At 51.7% G+C, this 19,070-nt stretch carries 18 protein-coding genes; 14 read left to right on the forward strand and 4 right to left on the reverse strand.

Going from position 1 to position 19,070, the window contains the following annotated elements; translation table 11 throughout:
* Position 1 precedes the first annotated feature (1 nt).
* The 14 genes from ACM5QY_RS21470 (at position 2) to ACM5QY_RS21535 (ending at position 13,221) form a co-directional block, all read left to right on the forward strand.
* Positions 2–256 (forward strand): phosphopantetheine-binding protein, encoded by a 255-nt coding sequence (locus ACM5QY_RS21470; protein WP_013577945.1) that lies wholly within the window; start codon positions 2–4, stop codon positions 254–256.
* Positions 257–1,810: an AMP-binding protein gene (locus ACM5QY_RS21475; protein ID WP_416122596.1), complete on the forward strand. Its 1,554-nt coding sequence runs from the start codon at positions 257–259 to the stop codon at positions 1,808–1,810.
* Positions 1,779–3,293, forward strand: a complete 1,515-nt coding sequence (locus tag ACM5QY_RS21480; protein ID WP_416122597.1) for an AMP-binding protein — start codon at positions 1,779–1,781, stop codon at positions 3,291–3,293. The genes ACM5QY_RS21475 and ACM5QY_RS21480 overlap by 32 nt, the downstream gene beginning before the upstream one ends.
* Positions 3,294–3,412: 119 nt before the next feature.
* Positions 3,413–3,817, forward strand: a complete 405-nt coding sequence (locus tag ACM5QY_RS21485; protein WP_416122598.1) for a VOC family protein — start codon at positions 3,413–3,415, stop codon at positions 3,815–3,817.
* Entirely contained in the window at positions 3,814–4,962 is a 1,149-nt protein-coding gene (locus ACM5QY_RS21490) for an acyl-CoA dehydrogenase (protein WP_416122599.1), read from the forward strand. The genes ACM5QY_RS21485 and ACM5QY_RS21490 overlap by 4 nt, the downstream gene beginning before the upstream one ends.
* Complete coding sequence (locus tag ACM5QY_RS21495; RefSeq protein WP_416122600.1) at positions 4,953–5,459, forward strand: hypothetical protein; 507 nt, start codon at positions 4,953–4,955, stop codon at positions 5,457–5,459. The genes ACM5QY_RS21490 and ACM5QY_RS21495 overlap by 10 nt, the downstream gene beginning before the upstream one ends.
* Complete coding sequence (locus ACM5QY_RS21500) at positions 5,459–6,280, forward strand: alpha/beta fold hydrolase (protein ID WP_416122601.1); 822 nt, start codon at positions 5,459–5,461, stop codon at positions 6,278–6,280. Before ACM5QY_RS21495 ends, ACM5QY_RS21500 begins: the two co-directional genes overlap by 1 nt.
* Positions 6,264–7,241 carry a 3-oxoacyl-[acyl-carrier-protein] synthase III C-terminal domain-containing protein gene (locus ACM5QY_RS21505; protein WP_416122602.1) on the forward strand — a complete coding sequence of 326 codons (978 nt, stop codon included), beginning with the start codon at positions 6,264–6,266 and terminating at the stop codon, positions 7,239–7,241. Before ACM5QY_RS21500 ends, ACM5QY_RS21505 begins: the two co-directional genes overlap by 17 nt.
* Before the next feature lie 50 nt (positions 7,242–7,291).
* The gene (locus tag ACM5QY_RS21510) at positions 7,292–8,422 is read left to right on the forward strand and encodes an acyl-CoA dehydrogenase family protein (protein WP_416122603.1); all 1,131 of its coding nucleotides are present in this window, start codon (positions 7,292–7,294) and stop codon (positions 8,420–8,422) included.
* A complete protein-coding gene (locus ACM5QY_RS21515; RefSeq protein WP_416122604.1) occupies positions 8,409–9,260 on the forward strand; it encodes a hypothetical protein in 852 nt (283 codons plus the stop codon). The genes ACM5QY_RS21510 and ACM5QY_RS21515 overlap by 14 nt, the downstream gene beginning before the upstream one ends.
* A complete protein-coding gene (locus tag ACM5QY_RS21520) occupies positions 9,257–10,204 on the forward strand; it encodes a beta-ketoacyl-[acyl-carrier-protein] synthase family protein (protein WP_416122605.1) in 948 nt (315 codons plus the stop codon). The genes ACM5QY_RS21515 and ACM5QY_RS21520 overlap by 4 nt, the downstream gene beginning before the upstream one ends.
* On the forward strand, positions 10,194–11,510 hold the full coding sequence (locus tag ACM5QY_RS21525) for a cytochrome P450 (RefSeq protein WP_416122606.1): 1,317 nt from the start codon (positions 10,194–10,196) through the stop codon (positions 11,508–11,510). Before ACM5QY_RS21520 ends, ACM5QY_RS21525 begins: the two co-directional genes overlap by 11 nt.
* Complete coding sequence (locus ACM5QY_RS21530; RefSeq protein ID WP_416122607.1) at positions 11,494–12,549, forward strand: MupA/Atu3671 family FMN-dependent luciferase-like monooxygenase; 1,056 nt, start codon at positions 11,494–11,496, stop codon at positions 12,547–12,549. The genes ACM5QY_RS21525 and ACM5QY_RS21530 overlap by 17 nt, the downstream gene beginning before the upstream one ends.
* 15 nt (positions 12,550–12,564) lie before the next feature.
* The gene (locus ACM5QY_RS21535) at positions 12,565–13,221 is read left to right on the forward strand and encodes a GIN domain-containing protein (protein WP_416122608.1); all 657 of its coding nucleotides are present in this window, start codon (positions 12,565–12,567) and stop codon (positions 13,219–13,221) included.
* A gap of 7 nt (positions 13,222–13,228) precedes the next feature.
* Here the strand turns inward: ACM5QY_RS21535 and ACM5QY_RS21540 are convergent, their stop codons facing one another.
* Genes ACM5QY_RS21540 through ACM5QY_RS21555 form a run of 4 tightly spaced genes read right to left on the reverse strand, consistent with a single transcriptional unit; the run spans position 13,229 to position 19,070 of the window.
* A complete protein-coding gene (locus tag ACM5QY_RS21540; protein WP_416122609.1) occupies positions 13,229–13,918 on the reverse strand; it encodes a 4'-phosphopantetheinyl transferase family protein in 690 nt (229 codons plus the stop codon).
* Positions 13,875–15,128, reverse strand: a complete 1,254-nt coding sequence (locus tag ACM5QY_RS21545; RefSeq protein WP_416122610.1) for a sensor histidine kinase — start codon at positions 15,126–15,128, stop codon at positions 13,875–13,877. Before ACM5QY_RS21545 ends, ACM5QY_RS21540 begins: the two co-directional genes overlap by 44 nt.
* Positions 15,129–15,180: 52 nt before the next feature.
* On the reverse strand, positions 15,181–16,593 hold the full coding sequence (locus tag ACM5QY_RS21550) for a sigma-54-dependent transcriptional regulator (RefSeq protein WP_416122611.1): 1,413 nt from the start codon (positions 16,591–16,593) through the stop codon (positions 15,181–15,183).
* A gap of 47 nt (positions 16,594–16,640) precedes the next feature.
* Positions 16,641–19,070 carry an ABC transporter permease gene (locus ACM5QY_RS21555; RefSeq protein ID WP_416122612.1) on the reverse strand — a complete coding sequence of 810 codons (2,430 nt, stop codon included), beginning with the start codon at positions 19,068–19,070 and terminating at the stop codon, positions 16,641–16,643.

A 19,070-nucleotide genomic window follows, 5' to 3' on the forward strand; every position in this document is an offset into this window, starting at 1 on the left:
TATGTTTACTTCAACAATCATTGAGGCCATCGGCTTAGTGCTGGAAAGTTCTCATCTCTCAGAACTTCATGCAGAAACACATCTGGAACGCGATTTAGGGTTTGAAAGCGGGCTGTATATTGAACTGATTATGTATCTGGAAGAGAAAGTCGACGGGCTGATCCTGGATCCGGCCACGCTGGAATTTGAGCATTTTGAAACCGTGGGCAGCTTATCGAGATTCATTCAACTGCAACTCGCGAACCGGGCTGCCTGAATGGAACAATGGGCAGAGGTTATCGCGATTTTTATGCGTTTCCGGCACCGGCAGGAACTTGCCTGGTGCCATGATACACACCGTCGCGATTATGCAACGTTGAGTCAGCGCGCAATGGATCTTGCCGTGCAGATCCGCCAGCATCAGACAGACACTGACCGCCATTTAAAACCAGTGCTGGTATACGGGCATAAGTCGTTCGATTTTACTGCCGCCTGGTGGGCATGCCTGCTCTGCGGCTGCCCGGTGGTACCCGTCGAATCGGATAACAGCCCTGAACGCGTGGAGAAAATTGCGCTCACCCTCGGCGCAGGTCTGCTGCTGAATACGACGACGACGCAGGTTCAGGTGACCGCGGTCAGGGTACTCGACACGGCAGAAATTAACGGTTCTGTCTGTACGGATGCCACATTGCATGCGCTGCTGAGTGAAAGCCGCCAGCGTTTGCAGGATGCACCCGGCGAGCCACTGGCTTACATCATGTTTTCCTCCGGCACCACCGGCGAACCGAAAGGGATCCAAATCACCCTGCACAATATGGTGAATTTCATTTACTGGATCCGCGAAGATTTTCCACTGGACGGTGCCGTCACCGGCAATGTTCGCTACTGCTTTGATGTTTCCTTATTTGAAATCTGGTTAGCATGGGTTTTCCTGCAACCGCTGTCGGTGCTCGATCACCGTGAACTCATCAGCACCCGCAAAATGATTGCACATCATGCAGAAACCGGTGTTGTCTGCTGGGTATCCACGCCTTCGATTATCCGCCTTTATCTGTTGGACCCCACGTTCAGTGCCGCACAACTTCCCCTGCTCAGGCGGTTTATTTTTTGCGGTGAAACACTGACAAAAGACATCGTCACACAACTATGGACACGCTTTCCCGATGCAGAAGTCATAAACACCTATGGCCCGACGGAATGCACGGTGGCGGTGACCTCGGTGCTGGTCACACCTGAAATGATCAGCGACCCGCTACCCTTGCCGATTGGCGCTGCCAGACCGGGCGCAGTGCTCAGCCTGCACGGACAGGAAAGTGACAGCGGCCGGGGTGAGCTGTTAATCAGCGGCACCTGCGTCGGGCCAGGCTACCTCAATGCACCGCTGAAGCAGCAAACGCAGTTTATCCGCCATGCAGGGCAAAATGCCTATCTGACGGGCGATATCGGCCAGGCGAAGGGAGATTGTTACTATTTTCTTGGCCGCGAAGACGGGGAAGTCAAGATCCAGGGACACCGCATCGATCTCTATGAAATTGAGCATTTCCTGCGTAGCCAGAATCTCGTGTCGGATGTCGTTGCAGTGCCTTTTTTACGCAAAGGCAATGCCGAGGCCATCCAGGCCTGCGTGATCCTCAATGATTCCTGCGCGCTTTCAGCGCTGGGCCACGCGATGCAGGCACATTTCCCGCCGTGGTCGATCCCCCGTTACTGGTATGCCATTCCTTATACTATTTTGAATCATAACGGAAAACTCGACCGCAGCGCGGCGCGTGATCTGGCACTGGATAAAGGGGAGAAATATGTTTTTATCGCAAATCAGACCGCTATTTGACCGGCTCCGCAACCGTGATGACGCCATCGCGCTGATTAATCAGCAAGGCACCTACAGTTTTGCTGAACTGGGCGCACGGACGGCCGCCATCGCCCACTTTCTTACCCCGTTGGCGGGCCGAAATGTGCTGATCTACGGCCATAAACAACTCGATGCGGTCGCTTGTATTCTGGCCTGCATCAGTAAAGGCTGTTGTTTCACCTTTGTGGATCAGGCAAATCCACCGTCCAGAATTGAAAAAATAGCCCGGATGACGCGCACGGAAGTGATCATCACCACCCTGCCGCAACCCCTCGCCGGGCTGGAGCAATGGCCGCAGTGTGTGAGTGCTTCACTGGCAGACACTTCTCCTGCAACGCTGCCCGCTGAACCGTCATTAACGCAATCTCTTTTCTATATCCTTTCCACCTCGGGCAGCACCGGTGAGCCTAAAGGCGTTATGGTCAGTTATGACAATTTTGCGGCTTTCAGCGCGTGGTTCGCACCGCAAGTCACCGGCGGAACGGACAAGGGCTGCCATATTAATCACGCCTGTTTTTCTTTTGATATGGCGATCCTCGATCTCATTCCGGTTCTCAGCCGCGGGCAGACTGTGCTGATGCTGGATCATTGCAATAATGTTTTGCCCCGGCAAAACATCAAACTGATGACAAGAGAGCCCGATGTGGCCGTCACCAGTTGGTTTTCAACACCCAGTTTTGCTGAACTCATGCTTAAAGACGCGTTATTCAGCCACGTTAAGTTCCCCGGTCTGAAGCGTTTTTATATAGGCGGTGAACGGGTTGCACCAGGTCTGATCACACAGTTACAGACGCGCTTTCCAGAGCTTGAAGTGATGCACGCTTATGGCCCGACCGAGACAACCTGCGTGACGCATACGCATCTTTTGTCCAAACCGTTACAACATCAGGCAGGTTTATTGCCGCTGGGCAGGCCGCAGGGGCTGAACCGCATTCGCATCGTCGATGCGGCCGGGCATCCCGTTTCAGTCACTACGGTAGGTGAAGTCAGGCTTTACGGCCCTCAGGTTTCACAGGGCTATCTGCCGGAAAATCACCCGCGCAATCAGGCCTTTGGTAAGGATAAGTTTGGCCGCTACTACGCCACCGGCGATCGCGGTTTTGTCGACGAAAACCATTCTCTGTTTATTTGCGGCAGGGATGACGGACAGTTTAAGTTGCATGGTAATCGCATTGAGCTGGCAGAAATAGAGTCCGCCGTGTGCCGAAATGCCAATGTGATCCAGTGCTGTCTGGTACCGGTAGAAGAACAGGGAAAAGTGACCGAACTGCAACTGTTTATACAACTCCATGACGACAATGCGCTGCAACGACAAGCCTTACGCCATTTCTTGTCCGGGCAACTACCGGGATACATGATCCCTAAACAACTGGTCTTTTGCCAACACTTCCCCCTGACATTGCATGGCAAAATAGACCGACAGGAACTCGTCCAGCAATACGCGGTTTCTGACCGTTTTTAATCGACATCCTGCAATCACATATAAAAAATCCAACGTAATTGCTGAGAAAATGTCTGGCATCAATTTATCTTCATGATCATGAAGGCCATATAATTTTATGAAGGGTTAACGGGGTTATAATGCGTTTCGATCATACCGGTTATGTCGTATCAGATACCGATGCAACCGTCGCGGCTATTAAACTCTTTTTCCCCGTGACCGTCAGGTATAAAGAACAGATTAATGCTCAGCGGGTGTTAATAACGTTGCTGTCCACGGCAGAGGGGAATAACCAGGTCGAGCTGGTTGAGCCATTGCCAGATAATATCCACCTGCAAAGCATGCTGAATAAATCTGGCAAGTTATCCCTGCCTTATCATATTTGTTTTGTTGTCGATGATTTTGACCAGCAATATCAAACCATGAAATCCGCAGGCTGGATGGTATTAACGCGCCCGTTTCATGCCTTCAATAATCATCACCGCGCCAGCCATCTTTATCATCCTGATGCCGGAATAATCGAAATCATGTCGGGGTCGCTATGAAATCATTTTACGATCACCCATCAGACGCGGATTTTTTCACGCCGGATGCTGAAGCGCAGGCGATTGCCGATAAACTCCGCCAGATAACCTCGCCGGACGAAACGCGGGCGGTTATCAGCCGGTGGTCGCAGGCTCCGGCGTTTAATCTCCTCGGCGTGCCCGCTGAATACCCGTCACACCAGCCACATCTTCAGGATCATCAGCACATCAGTTTGACTGAGCGCTACCGGCTCTATGAAAAAGTTGCCTTTATCTCCCCGATACTCATGTTTTCGGCTCCCGGCCCCGGCATGGCGGCTTTTGCCGTCTCCGGGCTGGGGACAGAACAACAACAGGATGCTTTTTTTAGCCGCTTTCAGCAGACCTTAAGCTGGTCTTGTTTTGCGATGACTGAACCGGCGCAGGGAAGCGATGCAGGTGCCATGGAAACCATGGCGTCGCCGGTTGACGGCGGTTATCTGCTCTGCGGAAAAAAAATGTTCATCGGCAACGGCATGATTGCCGATACCGGTGTGATATTTGCCCGCACGGCACCCGGACCTCTGGGTATTAATGCTTTTATTTTTAATCCGCAGTCAGCAGAAATTTCCAGCTACGCACTGGAATTAAACGGTTTGAAAGGCACTAACCTTGCGCACATGCAGTTTGATGGTCTGTTTATCCCTGAAGCAGACATGTTGGGCAGACATCTGAAGCCGACTGAGCGGTTTGCAAAATCCGCCATCGCCACATTCGATGCCCTGCGCCCTTGCGTCGGCGCGCTAGCGCTGGGTGTCGCGCGGCGCGCACTGCACGAATGGCAACATGAGCGGCAACTGACACCTTCGCAGTCTGCCTGGCTGTCGCAGATGGAGCGCCGCTGGCTGGCGGTATATCACCACGGGCTGCGGGTCTGCCAGCAAACCGAAGATAAGCTTCCGCTGGAAAATCATCCCGGAATGGTAAAAACCAGTTGCGTGATCCTGGCAGAAGAGCTGATCTGCGGACTGATGCACCGTGCACTGGCCGGAGATATGCCTCTGCTAAACACGCTATGGCAGGCATTCCGGGATGTGAAAGCCTTTGAATACACTGAGGGAACACGGCAGATCCATCGTTTAAATCAGGGTTTTTCCCGCCCGCAAGAGGTGAACACATGCCTGTAACCGTCACCTTGCTCGGTCAGGGCACGATAACGGTTCTCACCCGCAGCCAGGCCGTCACACCGGACAGCCGGCATTTCATTGCTTCAGAATTTTTGGCGACAGAACGCAGTGCGGCGGACAACTGGTATCATCACTGGCCTGAAGAGGATTGCGGAAACCGTCTGCATGCTAAAGCCCTGATCTCGCTTTGCCAGCACCATGTTCTCTCCTCTTCGGAGAGTCTGCTGGTCTACGATTCACAGTATCCGGCTGCACGCGGCGCCACCCCTTTACTGCAAAGTTTATTGTGTCACTGCCCGGGGTTTTCCGAAGCCTGGGGGATTTGTACTGGCCGATTTGATCCCGATTCGGCATACAGACTGGCTCAAACCCTGATGCAGGACGAATGCAGTTTACTTTATCTCTACGACCCGATGCAGAGGCTGAGTCAGGAGCCCACTCCTCTGGAGTCGGAATTGAACTATTTGATTTTTTCTGCACGGACGTTAAGAAGGTAATGGATAATTTGCTGGTTTCGCTGATAGAAAAGTTGTCCAAGCCTGCTGTTTTTCCGATGCGATCGTCAGAGGTGCACCAAATCACGCTGATGAGAACGGAAACCTTGCATTGCGGGCCACATAGCAGCCGGCTCCTGATCGCTAAAAGTCCGGTGCAGTCGGCAAAAAAAGCGCTTCTGTTGCACGGCTGGGGCGGTCATCCCCTGATGCTGGCGCAAGCTAAAGATATTCTGCTGGCGCAGGGATATGAGGTGTATTTGCCTTTTTTACTCGGACATGATCCGCAAACGCCAGCCCCTTGTGATTTTCCCGCACAATGCCAGTTACTGCTCACACTGCAAAATACCTTTGGTGCTTTCGATACTGTCGTTGCCCATTCCGCAGGTGGGTTGATCACTGCGTTAGCAGCATCCCTCGGCTTTCGCTTCAGTCGGCTGGTGCTGATGTCAGCACCAGCCTCTTTAACCAGCTTGCTGCAACATTATCTGCGGCAGAATCATCTACCTGAACCTTACCTTGCTCCGCTGTACGCGTGGTATCAGTTCCGCTTCCCGGGGCCGGAGATGCCAGCAACGGACTCGTTTTTTGCGCTTGGCGAGATCCCTGCACTTGTACTGCATGGTCAGCAAGACACAAAAATCAATCATGACGATGCGCGGAAAATTCACCTTCAGTTGCCGAACAGCCAACTGGCGTTGATAGAGGATACCGGTCATCTGGGTGTACTGACACATCACCGTACACAATACGAACTAAAGGCTTTTCTCCGTATGGCAAACACCGGTCCTGAAAAAAGGAGCCACTATGTTGGGTCACATTGAATCCCTCACAGTCTACATTCCTGAAGAACGGAGATCGCTGGCGGAAGTGGCGCCTGGGCTGCATCTGAGCCCGCTGGATATCAGAATGTTTTCACGATTTTACGGGCTTGCAAATTTTCCGCGCCAGCCGGGTTCACTTGATGATCTGTTACGCCCGTTGCTAAAGCAGTTCACCGACAATCACTCAGATTTGCTCCCCCACATAAAACATGTGGTGCATACCCATACGCTACCTAGCATCCGCCCTTTTGACCACCCGGGAAAAGCCCTGCTCGACGAGGCTGGATTCGCTGACGACACCCATTACACGTCGCTGACGATGGGGCATTGTTCAACATCCCTGTCAGCTGTAGAGTATGTCTGCAGCCGTATTAAAGCGGGGGAATATGCCTTGCTGCTGGTCGGCGAAAAGGCCTTTCATCCCAAAGTAGAACTGATCGACGATACCACCATTATGGGCGAAGCTGCCTGCGCCATTTTGCTCAGTCGCGACGGGGAAGGCTGCAAAGTGACTGCACGATATAGCATGCAGGCAGGCGAATTCAGTCAGCATCGCGGAAACGAATTAGGTAAGGAGTCACGCTTCGCCAGCGTTTATTTTTCTTTTATCGCCACCGCTATGCGCAATGCCCTGAAACATTTCGGGCATACTGCAGGGTCGCTTGACTGGATTGCGCCGCATAATGTTAATTTATCGTCGTGGCAGAAATTAGCAGACGAACTGAGTATTCCACGGCAAACCATATTTTTGGAAAACGTGTCGCGTTATGGTCATTGTTTCGGCGCGGATCCCTACTTAAATTTGGCGACATTGATCCGTCAGAAAAGATTATCCCCCGACAATAATGTGATGTTGGTGAGTGTGGGTATGGGCGCGACCTTCTCTTCCTTGTTGCTGGTATTATCAGACGGTAATAAAATTCCAGTATTTTGCAATTTGGAGCAATTTCCAGATATTTAGCAGGATTAAGTTAACACTCACTTTCTCTTTATGTGATGTGTTAACACCTCATGGCTGATATTACAAAATACTACCCACAGCTGAATGAACTCCAGGCACTGCTAACCGCGGCTGGCGAAATTTCGGAAAATAAACCGGATCAGGCACAGGCTTGTTTTGATCATCCCGAACTGATGAGCATTGCCTGTATCGGCATTCCCTCCCGTTTTAATCCCTGGGAAACAGCGGCCTTCTCTGACGTTGATTACTCACATCACTTACAGATTATAGAATATTTAAGTCGGGCAGATGCCAGCGCCATGATGATGTTGCCCGGTGCATCCCTCAGCACCCGCGCTATTTTGACGCTCGGCACCGAACAGCAACAGGCGCATTTTTTCGCCTGCTTTGAGCACAACCCCGCCTGGACATTTTTTGCTGTCACCGAACCGGATTTCGGTTCTGACGCCACAGCGATTGCCTGCGAACTCACGCAAAACAGCCAGGGATGGTGGCTGAACGGGCAAAAGATGCTTGTCGGCGGCGCGATGCGTGCCAGCGTGGGCCTGGTATTTGCCCGTTATGAACAGACTCACCGGTTGGTGATGGTGTTTCCCGAAGGAAGAACCGGGTCTTTACATCGTGAACTGCTTGATACCTTCGGGTTAGCAGGCGCGGCACTTACACGTCTAACGATGAACAATCTGCGCATCAAAGAAGACGATATTTTAGGGCATAAAAGCAGGGGGTTGCAGCAGGGGCTTAATGCGCTGAGTAAAGTCTTTGAGCGCCACAGACCCATGGTGGCGGCCATGGCGCTGGGCACAACTTACGGCCTCCTGAAAGCGCTGGAAGCCCGACCGTTACCAGCGGCAGCTCAAGATTGGGTCGCTTGCCAGTGGCGTAAATATTATGCTCTCTTTCAGCAGATGCTCGCGCTGGCAGAAGCATATCGTTCGGGTCAGCAGCAATATGCTCAGACCAGCCGCCTCAAATTAAGCTCTACCCGTCTCGCCGAAGAGACAGCGAGCAACCTGCCCCACTGGCTGGCCACCGAAGACTGGCTGGAGGATATTTTCCTGCGCAAACGCTACCGCGACAGCTTTGCTTTTGAGTACATGGAAGGTACCAGCAATATCCACTTGCTTAACAGCTTCCGGGTGCCTGAAATTCAGGGAGGTCAGCGTCATGCTGTACCTTGATCCCGACGATATTATCAGCCAGTCGTTCCATCACACTGAGGTCCCTCTGCCAGAGTGGGAAGTGGATATTCCGCACTGGCGTTCCTATGTTCAGCATTTTTTCGCCGCCAGCGGTGAGCCCCTAAGTGAAAAAGACGAGCAGGTTAACGCCTGGATCAGCAGCAATGAAAGGGCGGCCTTCAGCGATATGGTCGCCACATTGCTGCCGCATCTTGCCCCAGTGGTTCAGCCGCAGCGAGTGAAAACGGTGCTGATGGCTCACTGGACCCCTGACCTGCACATGGGCAGTTCTGTGGTGAATTTAGCCATACACCAGCTAGGCCTCAGCGACTGCCTGGCGCTGGCGATTAGCGATCGCGGGCCAGATGCGGCATTATTCGCCCTTGATGGCCTCAGGGACTGCCTGCACGGGAAAGCGGAAGACGGGTTGTTGCTAATCGCCGAACAAAAAAGCCTGATGTACTCTTCGCCCCTAATGGAGCGCCTACAACCGGAAAATAATGCCTGCCTCTGTCTGGTCAATACGCAACAGCGTGGATTACGTTATCTTGGGTATCAGCGTCTGAAAACGTCAACGGATTTTAGCGAGACCATTTTGCAGTCCGTTGAGCACTTCGGACTTGCCCGCGAACGGTTAATATTAATCGGCCCTGAAAAGTGCCTCGCAAATTTACATGAAAGCTTTACAACATTTGCGGTAAATCCCCGCTTACTTTGCGCTGCGCCTTTTGTGGCACTTCGTGAAAACTGGCAGCCCGGACGTGACTATCTGCTGATGAGTGAACACAACGGATGGATTAGCCTGTGTGGCATGTCGGCAGCAGAGAACCCGATATGAATATTTTTGCGCTGAAAACCTGTATTCCTGCCACACGAATATCGCTTGAAGCGATCCTCAGCCATCGCGGAGCGAATCCCAGCGAAGCCCGGACATTCCGGCATCTTTTCGGTTTTCAGGAGGCGTCAACGCTGGCTGAAGGAGAAAGTGCCGCCGCGACGTTTGAATCGCTGTTACAGCAAACCGCCGCGCAGTTAACGCAGGCTGAAAAAATCGATGCCATTATTTTGGTTCAGGGATTGCCCGCCCGCTCCCGACGACAGCGAGTGGATTTAGCCTTGCTGCGACAACGTTTCGATTTTATTGCTCCTGACGCACATCTCATAACCCTTAATCAGCAAAACTGCGCCACGTTATTCTGGGGCCTGCTGATGGCCGAACGTATGCTTGAGCAGGGGAAATACCAGTGTGTCGCCTTACTTGCAGGCGACACACTGGCGGATTTCAGCCTGGCAGAGCGTTATGTTCCCGGCTGCACTTTAATCGGCGATGCCTTTGTGTGTGCCTTGCTGAGGCAGGGCGGCGGTGAACGCAGAGTCTCCGGCATCCACTGTTTTCATCATCCCGAATTCTGGCAGGGCCTCGACGGCAGCCGGGAAGATATTAAGCGTTTTTATCAGTCACATGACCATCTGATCGACATGGCATTGCGCCAGTATCCTGCTGAACGGCGCAAGGACACATGGCTATTGCCTCACAACATTAACAGCCTTAGCTGGCAAACCTGGCGGCGACATCCTGAGCGCGCACATCAGCGGGTCGCAACCGATCTCATCGGGCAATGCGGACATTGTTACACAACCGATCCTCTCTTACTGCTCGATACCTACTCGCCAGCCGAAATCGGCCAGCCGGTCATATTACTTTCTGTCGGGCTCGGCGGTTGGGTAGGAAGCGCAATGATTACCTCAGACACACTTTCGGAGCCTCAGGATGTCCAATAACGCGGAAGCCATTCCTTTTTTCACCCCGCCGTCCACGCGGTTTGCCCAACTCGGTTTTCTTAAAATAGCGGAATTAGCTTGTCGTCAGCACGGTGATAAGGTCTGGATCGGAGAAAAAAACAATGCGGTGCTACTACTTGCTGGCGCCCGCCATGTACGTTTGTTGATTGAGCAGGAAAGCCAGTTCGTGAAGGAATTTGAGCATCTTTCCTCAGCCTCAACCATCGGACGCATCTTGCTAGGTCAGTCACTGACGACATCCAAAGAAGGCGAGGAGTGGCGTCTAGCTAGGAAACTCACCACACCACTAGTGAACCCTAAATCCCCGTTGCTGAAACAAAACACCAACCTCTCCGCCCATTGGCTGCTGGATATTCTGCAGGATCCGCAGCAGACATCATTGCGTGAAATCTGCCTGCAATGGGCGCTGATGTGTGTTGCTGAAGGTTTTTTTGGCCAGGGGATCAGTCTGGCGCAGTTGAATACGCTGATTGGTCATTTCCGTAGCATTTATTTGCAACTGATTATCGCCGCACCGACCTCGGATTATGAGGCACTGTGCCGGCATCCTGCACTGGTCGCATTCCGGCTGGAAGTTGAGTCTCTGCTCGGCCCGTTGCTGGATGATGCCAGGTGCGGCAATGCCACCATGCTTGAACGTCTTTGTCAGGCGCTAAGTCCCGGGGCTCATCCCGACGCTCGTGAGAGAGTGATCAATATTCTGCTGGGCAATCTTGCCGCCAGCGTCGATAACACGGGCATAGCCTTATTATGGACGCTGACACATATTTCGCAGCACCCGCATTATCAGCAATGCGTGCGTGAAGAATCCGCTCACGGTAAACGAAACATGGCCTCAGCAATTGTCCGGGAATCACTTCGGCTGACGCCCGTGACGGCATTTTTTGAGCGTCTTGTGGCAGAAAACATCATGGTTGATGATTACATTATTCCGGCAGGCACGCGGGTTTTATTTTCTCCCTGGTTAGTTCACCGCAATGCCGCCTGCTGGGCAGAACCGCTTTGCTTCAGGCCGGAACGGTTTCTGGGTCAAGAGAAAATTGCGCCGGAGTATTTTTTACCCTTTAGCGTAGGGAAACGAAATTGCGTGGGCATGACCTTAGCCCTTGACCAGTTGACTACGGCGGTGGCCACGCTGTGCGAACATTTTCAGTTTTCGCTCGCACCTTCAACGCCACCTGCCGCCCTCACACCGCTTTTTGCCCTTAATGTCATACCGCGCGGTGATGTGTCTTTTATTCTCGAGTCTACAGACAAGGCTGAACAGAATGTCTTCATCCAGTGAGATCCCGGCGCTGAGCCTATTCTGCTTCTCCGATGTGGCGAGAGATAATTTTGCTGATAAATATGAACAATTACTGAGTAACGCCCGGCTGGCAGATGCGCTGAATTTTCATGCTATCTGGACACCCGAGCGGCATTTTCATACTTTTGGCGGCATGTTTGCTAACCCTTCTGTGATCAGTGCAGCTTTAGCGGCCTGCACGCAACGCATTGGCATCCGGGCAGGCAGCGTGGTACTTCCATTGCATGAACCACTGCGTGTCGCCGAGGAATGGGCCATCGTTGATAACCTTTCTCATGGCCGCGTTGGCGTGGCGTTTGCCAGCGGCTGGCAGCGTAATGATTTTGTGCTAAGGGCTGAGAATTACCGCCATAGGCAACAAGTTCTCTACTCCTCACTAGCGCAGATACAAGCGCTGTGGCGGGGTGAATCCGTCGAACGCCACGAGCTTTCTCTTCCTGCGCAACCCGAACCGATCACTCTGAAAACTTGGCCTGCTCCTTTTCAACCAAAGATCCCCGTCTGGCTGACCACCGGCAGTAATCCCGATTTATTTATTGAGGCAGGGAGGCGCGGGCTGAATGTGCTCACCCATCTGGTTTCACAGACCCGCGAACAACTGGTGGAGAACTGCGTGGCTTATCGCCTCGCACGCCGTCAGGCGGGCCTTGATCCCACTGGAGGCATCATCACACTGATGCTGCACACGCAGGCCGGTAAAGAACGACAAACCCTCTTACCACGCCTTAAACCCGCACTTACCGACTATCTGCGGGCATTTATGGCGCTTTCCGACAATCTCAGTCAATCACCGACCAGCGATGCGGAGCAAAATGAGAAGAAGCAGGCCTACACACTGAGATGGGGAGTGGAGAAATATCTCAACCACTGCGGTTTATTTGGTTCGGCACAAGAATGCGCGGAACAACTTGCCCAGTTCAGACAGGAAGGAATCGATGAAGTTGCGTGCCTGATGGATTTTGGAATGCCTCAATCAAGTGTGGAAGAAACGCTTCGGACACTTTCTACATTGTTATGAAATCAAGGAATCAACATGAAAAAGAATACATTGGCGCTTACTCTGCTAGCCTGTGCCATCAGCACTTCTGCCTTCGCTGCAGAAAAAACATTTCCCCTGGAAGCCTTTATCGCAGTAGAAGCCCGACAGGGCATTAATCTCACCATTAAGTGTGCCGCAACGCCTTCTATGGTGGTGTCCGGCTCACAAGACACACTGAATAAATTGAAAATCACTAACGACAATCACACTTTACTGCTGGTTAATGATGCCGCCGAAAATGATCGCTTTATCTCCCACACGCTGGATATCACCCTGTATACCAGCGGCACGCTGAACAGCCTGGCAGGAAAAGCTGGGGTTAAAATATCGGCACCGGCCTGTGCGGTGGATCCTTCAAAACTGACCGTTTCCGGCAGCATGGGCACAGAGATCCAAGCTGTAGGCAAAACGGCTGAGTTGAATTTAGATCTGGCCATGGGCGGGAGTTTTAACAAGAAGCCTCAAAATTTTACGGCTGAGTCGGCTAACGTGCGCATGAGCATGGGCGCGGAATCTTCGCTGTGCCATATTCCCAAAATTTTGGGAACCTTAGCGGCAGGCGCACGTGTTTCCGTCAGTGCATCTGCACATGTGGATACCGGTACTGCAAGCACTTTCGCTAGCGAGATCTCTACCTCCGGCTGCGCGTAGTATCAACTTAACTCACAGCCTGATGAACATAGACCTGCCATCTGATGGACAGGTCTTTCAGCGGAGAGCAGGCTCCATACGCCAAGCAATATACACCGTCGTTCTCAATCAGCCGGTGATGTAACAGGCCGATCTCTTCTTCATTGTGATCGAACACCTGCGCGATCCCTTTGTGTTGCGGGATGGCACAAAAACCGGCGAGCGACTGCGTAAGGCCGGTTCCGCGCGCTTTAAGCCAAGCTTCCTTAACACTCCACAGTCGAGTAAACCGCAACAGGTAATGCGCCTCATCCTCTGCCAGCCAGCGTTGCTCATCAGGGTGGAAAAACCGGCAGGCAATGGCTTTTTTCACCTCAACTTTACCGCTGATTCTTTCCAGGTCTACCCCGACGTTAACCCCGCGACACAACACAATCGCCGCCGATGTTCCGCTGTGGGATAAGTTGAAGCGCAGCCACGGGAAATCAGGGAGCCAGGGTTTACCCTGAGGCGTTCTTGCGAGGGTAAACTGCGCATCGGTCACCGATAAGCACCTCGACAGTACCTGACGCAGCCAGCACTGCGCCTGCTGGCGTAGCATGTTCCCTAACAACGAATGTTCAAAGTGACGGATCAGGCAAAGCCCCTCGCCTACCTTCAGTTCAGGAAGGGAGTCACAATGGTAAATTAAGGGTAACGCGGCAACCGGTTCGATCATGACGATTCTCCAGAGACAGATACCCGCCATGGCTTTCAGCGATTTGCCGGCACAAAATCAGCCCGATGCCACTGCCGTTGGGTTTGGTGGTATAGAAAGGAACAAACAGATTTTTAGGGTTACTCAGCCCAACACCTTGGTCAAGAATGGTCACAAACAGGCGGCCTTTTTCTTCTGACCATTCAATGCAAACCGGCATATTGGTATCGCTCATCGCCTCATCGGCATTCTTAATCAGATTGATGAGCAACTGATGGATTTGCACCCGATCGACATCAACGATCTGCGGCACGGGGCCTTTCAGGGTAATTTTACGGTGCGCAAACAACAGTGGCAGTTCAGCAATCAGGGCCGCAAAATCAAGCGGTGCTTTAACTGGGGGAGCAAGTTTGCTCAATTGGCGGTAGCTGCTGATAAAGGCAATAAGCTCTTTGGCACGGCGGTTGATCAAGTCTATACCTTCCACAAAGCCTTCCGGCAGGTTTTCTGCATTGCGGCGATAGTGCTGCTGGAGCATCTGGCTGATAGAAGCTATCGGGCTCAGAGAATTGTTTATCTCGTGGCTGATAACGCGCAGCAGGTTTTGCCAGGCTTTTTGTTCTTCCTTGCGCAGCATGTCGTCAACATCACTGACAAATAGCAACACGTTTTGGATCCCGTCAACCATATAGGTATCACTGGACACTTTATAACGTCCCGGACGCCCTTCATGATGGGATTCAACTGGATGCTCCCGGTTGGCATTTTGCAACAGCTTATCAAGTTGCCAGTGGCTGGATTTTTTGCCGATCAGTTTTTCGAGCGATGTACCTAGCATCCGAGAGGCCGCATCATTACACCAGACCAACCGGCTATTGCCGTCAATCGCGAAAATAGCCACCGTGATATTAGAAATCACTTTTTGGAGCAGAAAATCCATTTCTCTTTGCTGCTGACGGTGCCGGGATAACTGACCCGAAATCGCGTTGATCTGTTCAATAACCCCTTCAAACACACCCTCCCCGCTTGTAACGCCTCGAAGGCTAAAATCCTCCTGTTCAACTGCTTCTAACAGGTTAGAAATCACATTGATTTTGTAGAGAAGTTGCTGGAAAAAGTGATAGGCAAAATACACTAACGTGACGCACAGGATAAAGAGCGTGAGAAATTTCAGGTAGAAAGACTGCTGTGGGAAAAACCACAGCAGTAGATAGGCAACAATGCCCCCCATAGGGGACAAACTGCACAGTATTAAATGCCGTGACTCAAAAGATCGAAAAATTTTACTCATGACAGATTTTTAATTTATCCAGTCGTCGGTAAAAAGCGCTGCGACTCAGCCCTAACGATTCTGCCGCTTTTACTGCATTCCCGTCATAATGACGCAAGCGTTGTAAGAGCACAGTTTCTTCCACTTCTGCCAGTGTGCCCGTCTCAAGTTGCGTCACCTGCTTTTGCTGCGGCTCATGACTAGTGTTAAACCCCTTCACGGGTAACGGCAGGCAAAGATCCGCCAGGTCGATGGTATTATTACGGCAAAGCAATACGCCGCGCTCAAGCAAATGACTCAATTCCCGGATGTTTCCCGGCCATGAATATTCATGCAGCCCTTGTCGCGCCATCACCGATAATACCGGTTTAGGTTTACTATACTTGCGTGCAAAACGTTGCAGGAAACGTTCGGCCAACGGCTCAATATCCTCTTGTCGCTCACGTAGCGGCGGTAACGGAATTTGAATGACATTCAGCCGGTAGAGCAAATCCTGCCGGAATCGCCCTTCAACCACCGCTTTTTCAAGATCCGTGTTGGTTGCCGCAATGATTCGACACTGAGTTGTTTGTGTTCGCGATGAACCCACGCGTTCAAACTGTCGTTCTTCCAATACGCGCAGTAATTTTACCTGCTGGGACAACGGCAAATTCCCAATTTCATCGAGGAATAATGTACCTTTATCGGCCAGTTCAAATCGGCCAATACGATTTTCCCGCGCATCGGTAAATGCGCCTTTTACATGTCCGAACATTTCACTTTCAAACAACTGCTCATTGATACAGCCCATGTTAACTTCAACAATGCTGTGCTCAACGCGGGATGAAAGCTGGTGTATATAGCGGGCGAGTAGGCTTTTACCGGTGCCATTTTCCCCCAGAATAAGAATACTGGTATCCGTGGCCGCTACGGTTTCAACCACGTTGATTAACTGTTTCATGGCCTGAGAGCGGACGACCCATTCATTGTCCATGTCATCTTCGAGCGCCAGTTTCAGCAGCTTATTTTCTTCTCTCAAGCAATTCCCGGAGCGTCTCGCCTGGCTCAATGCAATCTGTTGCTGAACAATGCTTAGCAGGCGTTCGTTATCCCAAGGTTTTTGAATAAAATCTGCTGCTCCGGCACGCATGGCGCTAACGATGATATCTACGCTTCCCCATCCCGTCATTGCCACGGCAGGCAAGCAGTCATCAAATTTCTTTAACTCATCCAGGAGTTGCAAGCCTTCGAGACCCGATGTGGTGTCTTTCTGAAAGTTCATATCCATCAGCACCAGATCAAAGGGCTTTCCGGACAAATGTGACAATAATCGGTTAGCCTGCGTTTCCAGCGTAACGTCATACCCTTCCAGGCGGAGCAGCATGTCGAGGCTGGTCAGAATGCCCGCATCATCATCAATTACAAGAATACGTTTTTTTTCGTTCATTAAAGCATCCGGATTGTGCCGCCGCACCCGTCAGGCACGGCAACAGATTATTCATAGCGAATGGCGTCTGCAGGCGACATACGAATGGCCCGTCTGGAAGGCAGCCAGACCGCTAACGCCACAATTAAAGAAATCATGACGGCGACGCTCCCAAAGAGCAGTGCAAAGGATGTATGCCCATTGCCCAATATACGCGTCAATTTTGGTGCGACAAAGAAGGCCAAAGGCAGGCCGATAATAAGGCCAATGAATAATTGCTTACTGCCCTGAAGCATCAGCATCCGCAACAGAACCCCTTCCGTTGCCCCCATCGCCATACGCACCCCGATCTCCTGAATACGTTGATTTATCACATTGCGCATCACGGCATAAATGCCGGTGGCTGCCAATATTACCGCGACCAGACCAAACAACATAAAGAGGTTGGCAATGAAATGTAGCCCGGCGGTATTCCTGGTCAGACGTTGATTCAAAGTTTGCACCTGATTTACGGAAAGCGTGCTGTCAATTTGTCGTACCGCATTTATGAGCGCAGGTCCTAACGTATCAGGATTCTGAGTGCCGAGCACCAGTGTTAACGAGGCCGCAGGTATTTGTGCCAGCGAGCGGTAAACAGTGACCCGCTTGCGGAATGCGCTGAAAGGTCTACCATGAATGACGTTGGGTACTACACCGATAACCGTGAACCAGCGCTGATCATCCGTATCACGAAAACGCAGACGTTTACCGATCACATCCCGCCCACCGGGCCAGAACTGCTCCGCAAAAGACTGGCTGACCACCACCACGGGCTGCGACTCCTGCGTGTCACTGCTGGCAAACTCTCTTCCAGCTACCGGAGTGATTCCCATTGCCGCCAGACTTCCCGGCATCACTTGTACATCATTGACCAGTGGATAAGACCAGCGATCTTTACTATTGTTGGTCGATGAATCGATATCCACCTGGCGAGGTACAGTAAATTGTCCGACCGCGCTAGTGGTGACGGCGGTTTTTTCAACGCCGGGGATGCCGCTTAGGGACGATTGCAGGCGCTGATAGAACAGGATGCGGCTCGCATCATCAGGATATTGGTTGGCATTGAGGCTAATCTGACCGGTGAGATAGCCCTCCGTCGCCACCCCGTAATCGGCCCGGGTAGCCTGATAAACCAGTAGGGCCAGTAGCGCACTGATGCAAAGAATGGAACAGGATAATCCGACTTCAAACGTTACCAAAATGCGGGAAACTCTACCTGCCCCGCGGCTTTGCGCGCCCCGTGTCCCATCACGCAGAACATCGTTGAAATTACCGTGGGTGATTTTCCATGCAGGCAAAGCACTGGTGACGACAGCGGTCACTATGACCAGCGCTAATGCATTGAGGATCATGACGTTATCGAGTGATAAATGCCACCAGAACGGAATTTTGTTTGGCACAAAAGTCGGGAGTAATGTATTAGTGATCTCAAGTCCCCAGGCGGCGAGTAGTAAGGCGATGATGCCAGAGAAGGAGCAAATAAATAAGCTTTCCCACATCATTTGCATGACCAAACGGCCGGAAGGTGACCCCAATGCAACACGGATAGCTATTTCTTTTGAGCGTTCTGTGGTCCTTGCCAGTAATAAGTTGCAGACATTGCAACACGCCAGCACCAGAACAAAAGCGACGGCGAAAAGCATAACGATGAATATCGGCATGGTCTCCTCACCCATGAAATTCTCCTGGAACGTCAATGCCTGAGCAGAGAGACCTTTATTGCTTTCAGGATACTCAGATGCAAGCGATTGCATCCCATGAGCGAGGTCACGATCAGCGTCGGCGAGTGTAATATCGGGTTTCAGGCGCGCATAAACCGACACTTCCGGTGCGCCTTTTCGGACGAGATACTGTGCAGGATCCAGCTTAGAAGGCAGCCAAAGATCATGAAAGAAGGGAAAGGCAAAATTTGCGGGCATGATGCCAACAATTCGTGTGTGTATGCCATTAATCAGTACATCCCTGCCAATGAGCTGCGCATCGGCAGCAAAGTAGTTTTGCCACATACCATAGCTGATGACGGCAACCGGTGTCGCACCAGGTTGGACATCTTCACTGTTCAAAATCCTGCCAAGATAGGGCTGGACGCCAGCGTAAGAAAACATGTCTGGCGTATTGCGGATCGCCATATAGGAAACCGCTTTCGTGCCATCGCTGATATCTGCGCGTTCAGCATAAAAATAACTCACATCATTAAGCGTAGTATTGCGTGCCTTAATTTCCTTGTAGTCCAGAAAGTTGACCCCAGAATCACTCAGACTGACGCCATTGACCATCGGATTAACTAACACCATGTTTTTCCCGTCCGGGTAAGGAAGCGGCGTAAACATGATGGTGTTAATCACTGAAAACATATACAGCGTCAGGGCCAGACCACAGGACAGGATCAGCACAGTGATAAATGTAAATGACGGGCTTTTGAGTAACAAGCGTAAGGCATATCGGATGTCAAAAAGCAT

Origin of the sequence: Rahnella sp. PCH160 (assembly GCF_047784855.1) — a bacterium.
Taxonomy (GTDB): domain Bacteria; phylum Pseudomonadota; class Gammaproteobacteria; order Enterobacterales; family Enterobacteriaceae; genus Rahnella.